The 13,724-nt window shown below is 36.9% G+C and carries 12 protein-coding genes; 6 read left to right on the forward strand and 6 right to left on the reverse strand.

Features of this window, described 5'->3' with window-relative positions:
• Positions 1-153: 153 nt before the first annotated feature.
• The gene (locus tag FLEMA_RS0134400; protein ID WP_026997878.1) at positions 154-1,173 is read right to left on the reverse strand and encodes an acetate and sugar kinases/Hsc70/actin family protein; all 1,020 of its coding nucleotides are present in this window, start codon (positions 1,171-1,173) and stop codon (positions 154-156) included.
• Between the two features lie 408 nt (positions 1,174-1,581).
• A complete protein-coding gene (locus tag FLEMA_RS0134420; protein WP_026996497.1) occupies positions 1,582-2,118 on the reverse strand; it encodes a hypothetical protein in 537 nt (178 codons plus the stop codon).
• 241 nt (positions 2,119-2,359) lie between these two features.
• Here FLEMA_RS0134420 and FLEMA_RS71225 point away from each other — a divergent pair, with 241 nt between their 5' ends.
• On the forward strand, positions 2,360-3,046 hold the full coding sequence (locus FLEMA_RS71225; protein ID WP_044172386.1) for a TerC family protein: 687 nt from the start codon (positions 2,360-2,362) through the stop codon (positions 3,044-3,046).
• A gap of 191 nt (positions 3,047-3,237) precedes the next feature.
• Here the strand turns inward: FLEMA_RS71225 and FLEMA_RS71230 are convergent, their stop codons facing one another.
• The 4 genes from FLEMA_RS71230 to FLEMA_RS0134500 form a co-directional block, all read right to left on the reverse strand.
• Entirely contained in the window at positions 3,238-3,624 is a 387-nt protein-coding gene (locus FLEMA_RS71230) for a hypothetical protein (RefSeq protein ID WP_044172389.1), read from the reverse strand.
• A gap of 58 nt (positions 3,625-3,682) precedes the next feature.
• Entirely contained in the window at positions 3,683-4,078 is a 396-nt protein-coding gene (locus FLEMA_RS71235; RefSeq protein ID WP_044172392.1) for a T9SS type A sorting domain-containing protein, read from the reverse strand.
• A 58-nt stretch (positions 4,079-4,136) separates the two neighbouring features.
• Positions 4,137-4,535: a T9SS type A sorting domain-containing protein gene (locus tag FLEMA_RS0134475; protein ID WP_026996502.1), complete on the reverse strand. Its 399-nt coding sequence runs from the start codon at positions 4,533-4,535 to the stop codon at positions 4,137-4,139.
• Positions 4,536-5,181: 646 nt separating this feature from the next.
• A complete protein-coding gene (locus FLEMA_RS0134500) occupies positions 5,182-7,167 on the reverse strand; it encodes a glycoside hydrolase family 3 protein (protein WP_229359557.1) in 1,986 nt (661 codons plus the stop codon).
• Between the two features lie 443 nt (positions 7,168-7,610).
• Here FLEMA_RS0134500 and FLEMA_RS71240 point away from each other — a divergent pair, with 443 nt between their 5' ends.
• From FLEMA_RS71240 to FLEMA_RS71260, 5 genes are all read left to right on the forward strand, one after another.
• A complete protein-coding gene (locus FLEMA_RS71240) occupies positions 7,611-8,294 on the forward strand; it encodes a hypothetical protein (protein ID WP_044172397.1) in 684 nt (227 codons plus the stop codon).
• A 108-nt stretch (positions 8,295-8,402) separates the two neighbouring features.
• Complete coding sequence (locus FLEMA_RS71245; protein WP_044174912.1) at positions 8,403-9,413, forward strand: hypothetical protein; 1,011 nt, start codon at positions 8,403-8,405, stop codon at positions 9,411-9,413.
• Between the two features lie 227 nt (positions 9,414-9,640).
• On the forward strand, positions 9,641-10,825 hold the full coding sequence (locus FLEMA_RS71250; protein WP_052354158.1) for an acyltransferase family protein: 1,185 nt from the start codon (positions 9,641-9,643) through the stop codon (positions 10,823-10,825).
• A gap of 200 nt (positions 10,826-11,025) precedes the next feature.
• Complete coding sequence (locus tag FLEMA_RS71255) at positions 11,026-12,120, forward strand: hypothetical protein (protein WP_144080128.1); 1,095 nt, start codon at positions 11,026-11,028, stop codon at positions 12,118-12,120.
• Positions 12,121-12,291: 171 nt separating this feature from the next.
• Entirely contained in the window at positions 12,292-13,671 is a 1,380-nt protein-coding gene (locus FLEMA_RS71260) for a DEAD/DEAH box helicase (protein ID WP_044172403.1), read from the forward strand.
• Positions 13,672-13,724: the final 53 nt, after the last annotated feature.

Consider the following 13,724-nt stretch of genomic DNA (forward strand, 5'->3'; position numbering starts at 1 on the left):
TTTGTTTATTTACCCACACTTTTCTTAGTGATTTTGGGTTGTATTTTTGAGAAAAGGCGTAGCTAACAAACGCCTTTTATGACAAGAGGTCGCAAAATTTGCCCATTTTTTGGCGAAATTTTACGACCTCTTTTTTTATAACAATAAGGCTTATTATGGTAAGCTCAACAGAAATCCAATAGTAAAATTGGCATCCCAGTCAAACACAAACTTATCGCAACCCGTAGATTCAGCAATAGCTTTGTAAATATTTAAGCCTGCTTTTGATTTTGCATTTTCGAGCTTATAAGCTGAAGGTAAATCCAACACGGTATATCGCTCTTTATCTTTTCTAACAGCTTTTGCAAGTTCAAAAGGCACACCTCCTATAATAAAGCATGTTTTTCTGCTTTCGGCAGGAATCTGTTTGGCTTTAGCCTTAATTTCTTTGGCAACGGTTTCGTCGTCTACGCCATTTTGAAAGTACTTAGCACCATACGATTCCAACGAACGAATAGCCGAACCTTCATGCCAAGAGATTTTGGTATTGCCTGAGCCAATATCTACCACAAAAGATTTGTCGGCAAATTCTTTGGGCTGTACTACTTTTAGCCCTAATATACCTTCTTGTTCGGGTGTAACAGTGTTTACAAAGTAATTGAGGGTTTTTAGAGCCTTAATAATTTTTTGTGTTCCTTCAGCTTTTAATGCCCCTGAGCTTACAACAAAATGGATTTCTTTTCCACCAACACCATAATCAAGCATACCACCGATATATTTTTTCAAGCCTGCTCGTACATCTTCGTCGGTAGCCATATTTTCGGTAACAAGGCTATTTCCAAATTCTGCTTTTTCGAGTTTCCAGTTTTTATCTTTGTCGATTCTTACCACAAAAGAGTTGAATCCACTAGCTCCTAGTTCTACTACCCCCTTGAGCTTGCCCGCAATAGGCACTGGAGCAGTATAGTCGAATGAGCCCTTTGTGGTTGAGCTGGCCACATTGTCAGAGTTTTCGGCAGAAGCCGAGCTACTATTATCGGGAAGTGTTGACGAGGCGATTGGTGCTTCGGTCGAATCGGTAGTTTTGAGCTTTTCGAGGACTTCTTTTCCACCAAATTTTTTGAATCCAAAATAGAATGCTGCTAACACTAATCCTGTAATGAGCAATCTTCCTGCTACTGTTAAACGTTGCATGATGATAAGGTTTTGGTTTATAACAATAGAATTAAGAACTGAGCCACTGCTCAATATGTATCAATAATAGTCTATGACATTAAAGCTAACAAATACTTTGGGTTTCTCGGCTATAAATGCGTTTATTTGGTTAAATGAGTGGGTGAACATAAAAGCTAGTAATCTTGGCAGATACTGCATTCTTTTTCTTTTCTCGAACTAATTTACCATAATTTTAATAAGAAATGTACACAAGCACAAAGACTTAGCTAAAAATCCCTTGTTTTATTTTATTTTTTTTGTACAACAAATAAGCTATATTGTACAATAATTGAATACAAAATTAGGCCATAGACGGGGTGTCTACGACCTAATAGTATATAAATTGAGAAGCTTAATATATGGAGATTCTTTTTTATCAAATCGGTATTACCAACCTCGGTGGCCATGTCCTCGGCTTGGTGGTGGTACAATCACTACAGGAGGAGGTACAACAATAACTCTGCGACGGCGATAGCTATAATCACGGTCATCGTAGTGGTATCGTCCACGATTGCGAATATCGTAAGGGTTGCGTGGGTCTACTGGATAATACCTATCGGCCCAGCGTTGGCGATGCGAGCAATAGCTGTATGAATCACAATTACAACGATAGTCATAATCGTTATAGCGGCCATGTGAATGGTTATCATAAATTGGGCGTGGGTCATAGGGGTTACGAGCGTCATAAATTCTACTTCTTGAATCAAAAGGATTACGGTCGTCTAAAGGATAATACCCTGCATTATCGCCTCTTCGGTTATCGGCTCGGTCATCATAACGGCGGTTGTCATCTTGGCGGTTATAATCTGGTCGATTGTAATCATCTCTTCTGTCGGGGTATCCTTGAGCGGTAGCCTTTGGCACTGCCATCATAAGCATCAATCCTAATGCCGAGATAGCCAAAATAAAAAGGTTGCGTTTCATACTTGTTCGATTTGATAAGCTATTAAAGCACTTTTAATACTAAATAGATTGGTTGATTTGTATATAAAACGGCAAAGCCAAAAGGCTATTTTAGGGGTATGTGTTAATGATATGTTAAAGCTATCAAAGGTACAAATTAGCAGCGTTGCTATTTTTCTAAGGTAAATCTAATTTAGCAATAGCAACATTTGCACAATGATTGATGTTACAGCAAAGACCTCATTAATATAACAGACAAAAAATGACAACAGAAATTATTATTTCCCTGATTACGCTTATTGTTTTAGAAATTGTCTTGGGTATCGACAATATCATTTTTATTTCTATTCTTTCCGATAAACTCCCCGTCGATAAACGCAAAAAAGCCCGATTGGTTGGCTTAAGTTTGGCACTGGTAACTCGCCTGATTTTGTTGGCGGGTATTAGCTGGATTATGAAGCTCGACAAAACACTATTTGTAGTTTATGATATAGCTATTTCGGGAAAAGGGCTTATTCTTATTGCAGGAGGGCTATTTTTATTGTACAAAAGCAATAAAGAGATTTTTGAAAAAACTGAAGATAGTCACGACGAAAAGCCATTTGTGTACAAATCTTTTGGCAAAATTATAGGCCAAATATTGGTACTAGACCTAGTATTCTCGATTGATAGCATTATTACAGCCGTTGGGCTTGTCGACGAGCTTTGGGTAATGTATGTGGCTGTTATTGTATCTATTTCGATAATGCTTATGGTAGCAGGCACAATAAGTAGTTTTATTACTCGACATCCTTCGCTCAAAATTTTGGCTTTGTGTTTTTTGATGATGATAGGTATTACCCTTATTGCCGAAGGTTTGGCATTTCATATTCCTAAACAGTACATTTATTTCTCGATGGCGTTCTCCTTTTTTGTCAATATTATTCAAATTAGAAAAACAGAAAAATAAGCTATCAAAAAAAGTCGCCTATCGTAAAGGTTATCTACAATAGGCGACTTATGTTTTTAATAGGCTAAAGGTTTTCCCTATACTTAATTATAAAATTCTGAATGATTTTAAAGAGGCTAAACTTGTAAAAAGGCTTGCTTTCATTCATAACAACGAAATCAGCAAGCACCATCCTACACTTCTACTAATAATTAGTTGATTGAGATTTCACGAGATACTTCAACCGATTTTGGCGTTTCCAGATTGATATTCTTAATCACTTTTTCTGTACCGTCGGTAATCTCAAATATATATTTGCCGTCTTTCAGAGCATCAAGGTCAAATTTGCCATGATATGAATCAGTGCCTTTAGCTACAGTTTCTGTTGACAATATCTCCCCTTTTTCAGTTTTTACCAGAATCGTCACTTTTTTACCAACTACCTTTTCGATTAGCACGTTCATTTTATTGGTATTCTTGCTTTGATACATACCTACCTCAAAGCTCTTGGTTTTGGTGGGTGTATTGGTATCGTTATTGGCCAAGGTTGCAAAAGACACAACCGATAAAAGGGCAAAAGTTTTAACGAAAGTTTTCATGATATTATTAATTTTTTAAATACTTGATAACAGAAGATTAAATACGATTTTTTGATTACTATTTGTTCACGGTGATTTTACGTGTTACGTCGGTATTGGCAGGCGAATGTAAATTTACTTTTTTGATGATTTTTTCAGTACCATCTGTAATTTCAAAAGTATATACACCATCTTGCAATTCGCTCATATCAAATTTGCCGCAATATGAAGGCACTTTTTTGGCTACGGTTTCTTGGTGTAATACTCTACCGTCTTCGTCTTTCAATACAATTGAAATTCGTTTGTCAGTTACTTTCTCAAGCATCAAGTTCATCTTGAGCGAGTTTTTACTTTGGAACATTCCTATTTCAAAAGTTTTCGTTTTGTTAGGAGCGTTGGTGTCGTTGTTGGCAAAAGTTACAAAAGACACAACTGATAAAAAGGCAATAGCGAAAGTTTTAGCGAAAGTTTTCATGATATTATTAATTTTTTAAATGCTTGATAACAGAAGATTAAATACGATTTTTTGATTATTATTTGTTCACGGTGATTTTACGAGTTACGTCGATATTGGCAGGTGAATGTAAGTTTACTTGTTTGATGATTTTTTCAGTGCCATCTGTAATTTCAAAAGTATATACACCGTCTTGCAATTCGCTCATATCAAATTTGCCACAATATGAAGGCACTTTTTTAGCTACGGTTTCTTGGTGTAATACTTTGCCGTTTTCATCTTTTAGTACAATTGAAATTCGTTTGTCAGTTACTTTCTCAAGCATCAAGTTCATCTTGAGCGAGTTTTTGCTTTGGAACATTCCTATTTCAAAAGTTTTCGTTTTGTTAGGGCTGTTGGTATCGTTGTTGAATGCATTAGCTACTAATGACATTACTGTTAAAGTTGAAATTGCGAATAATCTTACGAGCGTTTTCATGATATGTATTTGTTGTTTAGAAAGTTCTTTTAAAATGCTTGATTACTTTTTGTATTTGTTTAATGTATTGAAATTTCTGTGCCAATAGGTTATATCATTGATTTTCAGCTGTTTAATATTTTTAGGTATAATAATTATTGTTCGGTAATGATACATACAATGTTCGGTTTAGTATCAATTGACTTCTTTTCTGCTTGATTTCTGTATCAAAGTTATATGTTTTGGATAGTACCTTGCAATACAAAATACCGTAATCGGTCGCTTACTTCTTTAAATGGTAATTATCCAGTATAACTTGTGAATTGTTTGGTTTAAGCGACTGCTAATTAAGATGAGTGGTTATTGGTAAGTACTGATTCTTTCGAGGTACAACCATAAGATGCAAGCTTGATAGCGAATGTTGCACGAAGGTTATGCTTTTTTTTATTAATTTTTCATGTAATTATATAAAGAAGCAATTATTTGGGTTGAAAGGCAGCACATAATAGACTTATAAAGACAAAAAAACTCAGGTGCGTATAGCACCTGAGTAAAATAATGGCCGTGAAATAATTTAAACGTATTGTAGATTTGGCACATAAATCTCCCTCAAAATCAGGATTAAATGATTTTAAAGATTATTATTGAATTGCCAAACAATTTCAGCCTAATAACCTAACCCCTCACCAAACCTAAAAAGGGCATATCCCTTGGATTTGAGATAACCCGGCACATCCGATTGGTTTTCTAAAACTGCCTTTGTCGATATAGGCGTTGTAAAAGGCATTTTGCCAGTAGGGTTAAATCGTCCTGTAATTACATCAAGTAATGCTTCAGGGCTTGTGCCGAATGTAGCCAAAACCGTTTTTAATTGTGCATTGCCATCAATTTCATCAATTACCCAAGGACTCGAATAATTAATGGCTACAATCGTTGGCTTTGATTGTATCAGATCATTGATATGTGCTATGTCTATTTTATTTTTGGACAGGGTCAGTTCTATTGGGCCACCTGTTGAGCTAAATAGACTCCCAGCATTGGGCTTTAGCCAAACTACAATAACATCTGATTCTTCTTTGGTAGCAACAAACTCTACAGGCCAAGTACCCTTAGGAGGATTAATAACAGCAATAGGATTTGAGCCATTATTATAATAGCTTTCAAAATACACCTTTGTTTTTGGGGCAAGCGGAAGCAATTTATTTTGATTACGAAGCAACACAATTGACTTCCGAAGAGCTAAATCTGCCTTTTTCTGAAATTTAGCATTTCCGACTGTTTCTACCGCTTTGGCTACATCTACATAAGGGTTTTCAAAAAGGCCTAATGCAAACTTTTCACGCAATAAGCGAGTCACAGATTCATTGATACGGGCTTCGCTCACCAATCCTTTTTTGACCGTTTCGAGTAATAAGGTGGGGTCGGCACTTCCCGAAAATATGTCGACACCACATTGAATAGCCTTTTGGTAGCGTTCGAGTATCGTGAGATTTTCTACCCCCCAAGGCATCATGTCGATAGGGCCAGTATCAGAGTTAATAATACCATTGAATCCCATTTTTTTGCGTAACAAATCATCAATAATACCTTTGTTATAAGCAAAAGCAACCTCTTGGTACTGTGTTCCGATAGGTTTTGCATAATAGGGCATTATAGCCGATGTTCCTGCGTCGATAGCCGCTTTGAAGGGTTTTAAGTGATATTCAAACATTTTTCCAGGATAATGTTGGTCTTTGCCCCAATCAAAATGAGGGTCTTGTCCTTCTACTTGTGGGCCTCCTCCTGGAAAATGCTTGATAGTAAGAGCAACAGATTTGTTACTCAAGTGCTTACCCTGAAAACCCAGCACAATCTCGCGTGTCATATTGGCTACCCAATCGGCATTTTCGCCAAAAGTACCTTCTATACGTTGCCAGCGGGGTTCTGTAGCCAAATCGGCCATATACATATAGCCCTTTCGTAAACCTACGGCAGTCCATTCTTGGGCGGCTATTTCAGCAAACTCACGGGTTAGTTTCAAGTCGTTCATAGCCGATAACCCCAGTTCGCCAGGCCATTTTGAAAATGCCGTTGTGCCAACACTCAGCCCAATCGAGGCATCGACAGTAATATGGTTACGTGGATTGGAAGTAATAATCGATGGTATTCCCAGACGGGTACTTTCAGACAAAGCCTGTAGGTTGTTGGACCACTCTGCCAGTATTTTGGCACTGGTATTGGCTCGTAAAATAAAATGCCTCAAATGAAAATCTCGAATAGCCTTTGTTGTACCTGCCGCTGTTACCATCGGATTGGGCAGGGGTTTTCGGGTAAACATATTCATGGTTTGAACGAGGTCTTCTTCATTGAAGCCACTGGTAATTTCGGTCTTGGGTACATTGGCCTGAAAAGATGCGTCACCCGCCAAACGAGTTGTACTAATAATCATAAAACCTATTTTCTCTTCAAGGGTCATCTGAGCAATAAGGTTTTTGATACGTACCTCGGCAGGCAGTCGCCAGTCTTCGTAGGGGTCTAATTTCTTGTTTTTATTGAGGTCCTTAAATACCAATCCTTTCACCTTGAGTAGCTCTACACTGCGGTGTCCGAGTTGGGGCTGGGCAATTTTCTGAGCCAATAAATGCCCTGATGTTACCAAAGAAACCCATAACATGAGTAAAATACTTTTGGGGTTGTACAACCGTTTTGGAAAATAATTCATAGTTAAGAAGGTATAAGTTGAAAAAGATTGTTTTTCCATAAAACCTATTTATGGAGATACTCGTTGACCATTATAAATTGAAGGAAGTGAGGTTTGAGAGGGAAACTTTCATCGAAATAAGCTAGGTGTACTTACAACTCTATAAAGCATCAAGCATAGGTTTTCTACTCTAACCTACTGAAGTACAAGTATATTTATAGTTTCGGGGAAAATATGGCTTCAATTATCCTATTTTATTGGCCATCCTAGCCTGATACCATTCTTACGGGTAGAGTTCCATTCTTCCAATCTTTATTGGTGTAATCTCCCAATCACCCTAATATTGTATCAGTTATCACGGTATTATTGCCAAAAAATGAGTAAATTTCAATCAATCCTAAAACACTTGTAAAGCCATGTCAACAGAAGAAAAAAGTCTAGGACGAAAAATACTGAGTTTTTTTATTCAGGAAGAAAGCTCTGGCGCTCCTACCAAGCCTGTCGAAAATGTACCTGTGAGTAGGGTTGAAAATACCCCTATTGCTGAACGAAAAGCCGATACTACAGTAGGAACAGACAAAAAGTTTGTCGACCACTTTGTTCAACTCATCGAAAAATCAAACCTCAAAGGCCCCGACTACTTTGAGTTTATGCAAACCATGAAAAGCTTGGCAGGTTTGGGCTTGTCTGAAGAAAAGCAATTTCAGGCTGCTTGGGCAAGTTTCCGTACTATGGGTGGTGTTTCGGACATCACAATTCTGACATCGACAGCCAACGAATATATTGGTATATTGGAGCAAGACAAAACAGCATTTTTGAAAAATGCCGATGCTGCCATTGCCGAAAGGGTGGGCAGCTTGCAGGCTAATCTCAAGCAAATGCAAGACGACAATAAAGCCATGACAGAGCAAATATTGGCTCTTCAAAAGAAAATAGAAGTCAACAACGAGGCTATCAAAAAAGTATCGGTAGAAATAGAAGAGCAAAGCGAGAAAATCACCAACAACAAAGCTAGTTATTTAGTAACCTTTGATTTTTTTGTAGAGCAAATCAAGGGTGATATTTACAAAATACAACAACATTTGCTTGGAAAGGCTTAAGGTCGAGTAGTAACGTATTATCACAAAGTCGTTTTTAGAACAGCATATGATATGTTTTTGCAATACCCTTTTATCATTATTCAAGAATTTAACCAAAACCCACATAAAATGGCAGATTTATCACAAATTGGCGGTGGTGAGCAATCACAAAAATCGTTCTGGAGCAAGCCAGAAGGTATCACGTCTCTCCTTTTTCTAGGAGCAGTAGGTGCATTAGGTTTGTACTACTTCAATCAAATTGTTGTATTTCTTATTAAAGTAACTGAAAACACCTTGTATTTGGCGGGGCTATTGGCGGTGTTAGGGCTATTTGTATTTTTGATTACTAGCAAAGATGTACGTACAGCCGCTTTCTTTTTGTTCAAAACATTTATGCGAAAAATCGCAGGTTTGGTTATTCAGCTCGACCCTATCGCTATCATGAAAATCTATGTTCAAGATTTGAAGGAAAAACGTCAAAAAATGTCGGGACAAATAGATATTCTTGCTGGACAATTAACCAAGCTCAACAAGAAAATAACTGAAAATAATGAACTTATCAAACAAAAATTTGCCGAAGCCAACAAGGCAAATACCATGATTGATAAACCCGGCATGAAAGAAGCCGCTTCTTTGGCAACAATCGAAGGGGCAGGCTTACAAGAAATGAATGAAAAGCTTTTGCCTTTACAAAAAAATATGAAAACGGTATTGGGCTTTATGGAAAAGGTACAATCTTCGGCCGATTATATTATCAAAGAAACCGAGATAAAAGTGAAGCTCAAAGAAGCCGAATACGAAATCGTAAAAAGTAGCTCGAATGCCCTCAAAACAGCCGTGAGTATCTTTAAGGGTAACCCCGACAAGAAGTTTTATTTTGACGAATCAATGGAATATATCCAAGATGATATGAGCAAAAAACTAGGCGAAATGAAACGAGCTATGGATTTGTCGATGGACTTTATCAATGGTGTCGATATTCAAAACGGTATCTTGACCGACAAAGGTCAAGCCATGTTGGAAGCCTACAACAAAGGAGAGTTTAGATTGATAAGCTTAGATTCGCCTTCTGGCGGCTCAAATAGCCCCAAAGAAATCAACCCTCCTAAAGATTCGGGCTATCGTAGTTTATTAGAATAATATCATAAACGCCTTATCTGATTGTCGGATAAGGCGTTTGTTTTTTTGTAGTATTTGTTTTATTATCAGGCTTTTATTGGCAGGTCATTTATCTTGAAAAGACTATAGGTAACACCTACCATTCACGTAATAATTCAAGAACATAGTTTGAGTTTATGATTATATAGCCTAATTTTGTTATCCTTAATGCCCTTAGGGGCTTGAGATATGCTAAATTAACAATTTTCATGACGAATAATCACTTATCCAAATCACTCTCTACACTGTCAGATACTAGCCCAAGTGTGCCTAAAAAACAACTTTATTTCCCAAATTTGAATGGTGTCCGTTTTATTGCGGCCTTTAGCGTACTGTTTCATCATATTGAGCAGGCCAAAAATGTATTTGGTATCGATAATATTTATACCAATCACATTATCAAGCAAATGGGAAAACAAGGAGTAGGCTTGTTTTTTGTATTGAGTGGTTTTTTGATAACATATTTACTTTTGCATGAAAAAGGCAAAAACCAAGGTATCAATATCAAGAACTTCTATATCAGACGAGTTCTTCGTATTTGGCCTATTTATTTTATTATTGTTATTGCTGCCACGCTGATATTTCCGAATATCCCTATCATGTACGAGTTTAGTGGAAATACCAAGTACAATGATCCTTATTTTTACCCTCGTTTATCGTTATTACTGATTGTATTACCCAACCTCAGTTTTGTGTTTTACGAATTGCCTTATATGTGTTCGCAAACTTGGTCGATTGGTGTCGAAGAACAGTTTTATTACCTTTGGCCGTGGCTAATTCGTGCCAATACATGGAAAAAACGGTTGGGCATTATTGCTATTTTTATTGCCGGAACAGCTGCGATATTTGCTTTTTATTTTCATTTTTTCACAGATTACACTACTGCTGATTTGCCTAAATTGCTCAACTTTTTTATGAGTCAATTTCGTATATTAATGATGGTAATGGGTGGGCTAGGTGCGTACTTAGTATTTACCAAACATGCTATCCTAAAGGTATTATTCCTAAAAAAAGTACAATATATTGTTTATGCCATCTTGCTAACTATTATCATATTAGGGATTCAATTTAAGGGACTAAACCTAGAGGTTTATAGTATTTTCTTTTGTTATTTCATTGTAAACGTAGCGGCTAATCCCGACACTATTATCAACCTAGAGTATTCGGTGATTTCGTATCTTGGCAAAATATCGTATGGGATTTATATTTATCATATTGCTGTCAATATATTTGTCATTAATTTATTAAAGCCTTATCAAAATATTTGGACAAATTTACACTATAATATCGTCATGTATACGTTTACAGTAGGTCTAACTATCTTGATTGCTAGCCTATCTTATCATTTCCTTGAACAAAAATTATTAGCCTTCAAAGAACGATTTAGTCATTGATTCTGAGCTAACCAGAAGTGATAAAAAAGTACTACTCAGTTTTTAACTTTGATATATTCATTATGCCAGTACTGTATGTTTTTTTAGTGAAGTTATTCTTAACAGTCATGGCCTGTATTGCTGAGTATGTTCTTTGGAAAAGATATGATATTTGGCAAAAGGTTTTTGAAACACATAAACCATTAATAATTAGCACCATAGTGTTTATAACAAGAATTATTCCCTTCATTGTGGTGTTTGTGCTTGTTAAAGAATTACCTCGGGGCGATATTCCTTTCTTTTATTATAAAGCCAGTCACGCACTTCAGTTAGATATGGTTTATAAAGACTTCTGGTCTTTTCATGCCCCATTATTCTCTTACTTTTTGGCATTACCTTTATTGATAGTGCATCATCCTAGCTCTATTGTAGCGTTGATGTTGGTTGGCGAAGTATTTTGTGCTATTTATACTTATCAATATTATCAAAAAATAGATCCTTCGGCTTTTCGCAAGCTAGTACATTATTTGATAATGCCCGCCCCCATGATTATCTGTTTGTTTGGGGGTCAAGAAGATATTTGGCTTTGGGGTTTTGCCCTTTGGGGACTAAATGTGTTGATTAAAACCCAAAACGAGTGGAAATTTGGTTTGGTAATTGCTTTGGCATTGCTTTCACTCAAAGTAACTTTTGCATTCTTCCTTTTCCCGCTTTTCTTTTTACTCAAAAACAAAACGAAATTTATTGGAGCTTTGTGTGCTGTTGGTATTCCTAGCCTCATGATCTTATATAACTTGGTAGGCTGGGATTTTTTGATGCTCATCAAGCATACCGAAGACCCCTACTCGCCCAATTTATTCTCGGTTTTACGCCCATTGTTTGGTCATAGCGTAGACATCACCAAAATGAACTGGATTGGGTTAGCTTTGTTTTTGTCTTTGGCTACGTGGATTGGCTACCAAGCCCGTAACAAAGACCTTCAACAAGCATTTCCTCTTTTGTTTGTTATTACCTTTGGCCTTATGCAGCTTTTTTTGCCTAGTGCTATGGCCTATTATATGTTTATTTACTTTATTGTACTGGTATTTGACCAATGGCAAACCCAAGACATTCGTTATTTGGTATTGCTATTGGGGTTCAATTTACTGTTGGTAGTGCAGCCATTTGTTTATGTGTATTTAAAAAACCCTGTATTTGCCAGCTTTACCGCATTAAGTTCGCCCATGTTGCTATTAGAATACTTACTAGAACTGGCCTTTGTTGTATTATTAACCTATACAATTTGGAAAACCTATCACAAATTGCAGAAAATATAGGTGTATTCGGCAGCTTTTCCAGAAAACAGCCATGAGATAAATACCTCAAAATCATATCTCTAACATTAATACTGGGCATTGGCTTTTCTTTTCTGTAACTTTGCAGAAAAGAAATAAAGGTTTTGTCTTCCAAAACCAACTGGTTTTTTGACAAAGCATGATGCAGAGAATATGACATTTGAGGATTTTCAATTAAATCGACAACTACTCAACGCCATCACCGATTTAGGTTATGACGTTCCTTCGCCCATACAAGAACAAGCCATTCCATTAGTAATGGGTGGCCACGATGTGCTAGGTATTGCCCAAACAGGTACAGGAAAAACAGCAGCATATTTATTGCCTATTTTGATGAAAGTCAAATATGCCCAAGGAAAAGATATGCGTGTGCTGATTTTGGCACCTACTCGTGAGCTTGTTATGCAAATAGACACCGCTATTACCGAACTGGCCAAATATACCGATATTCGTCACGTTGCCATTTATGGTGGTTTGGGGCCTAAAACCCAAATCGAAACAATCAAAGCTGGCATAGATATTTTGGTAGCTACGCCAGGGCGTTTTATGGATATTTATCTCAAAGGCGAAATTGGTGTAAAAGAACTGAAAACGCTAGTTTTGGACGAAGCCGATAAAATGATGGATATGGGTTTTATGCCCCAAATTCGTAAAATTTTAGAGGTTATTCCTTCCAAAAAACGCCAAAACCTACTATTCTCGGCAACATTTCCTCCACGTGTAGAAGAGCTTTCTCATGAATTCTTAGAATTTCCTAAAAAAGTAGAGGTAAGCCCTCAGGCTACTACAGCCGAAATGGTCAACCAGATATTGTATGAAATGCCAAACTTCAAAACAAAAATCAACCTAATCGGAATGTTGATGAAGGATATTGAGCGTTTCAAACGAGTAATTATTTTTTGTAGAAGTAAAGAAGTAGCCGATAACATTTTTAAATTTTTAGCTCGCAAAATCGTTCCCGAAAACAAGATAAAGGTAATTCATGCCAACAAGGGGCAAAATACCCGTATCAATTCTATGGAGGCTTTTCGAGAAGGCAATGTACAAGTACTTGTAGCTACCGATGTGGCCGCTCGTGGTATCGACATTCAAATGGTGAGCCATGTAGTAAATTTTGATGTACCTATCATTTATGAAGATTATGTACACCGAATCGGCCGCACAGGACGTGCCAACCACACGGGCGAAGCCATTACTTTTATGACCGAAGCCGAAGAATATCATATCAAAAAAATCGAAAAGATTATCAAGATGGAAATTCCTCGCCAGCCACTACCCGATGAATTGGTGATTGAAGAAACACCTTTTATCGAAAAACAGGAAATGCTGCGTGAAATAGATGCTCAGAAGAAAAAAGAAGACCCTAATTTTAAAGGAGCATTTCATGAGAAAAAAGACCGCCGTGTGAAATCGAAGGAAAAGCAAGAAAAACAGAAAAAACAAATGATTTCGAGCGGTAGAGCCCCCAAAAATACCTCATACCGTGGCAAGAGCAATGGCGGTTCTAGCAGAAGAAATACCAACAAAAAGTAATAATAATATTGAACTAGCGTTAAAATAAGGAAAAGCAACTAGCGGTTTTTCCT

Origin of the sequence: Flectobacillus major DSM 103 (assembly GCF_000427405.1) — a bacterium.
GTDB classification, from domain to species: Bacteria; Bacteroidota; Bacteroidia; order Cytophagales; family Spirosomataceae; genus Flectobacillus; species Flectobacillus major.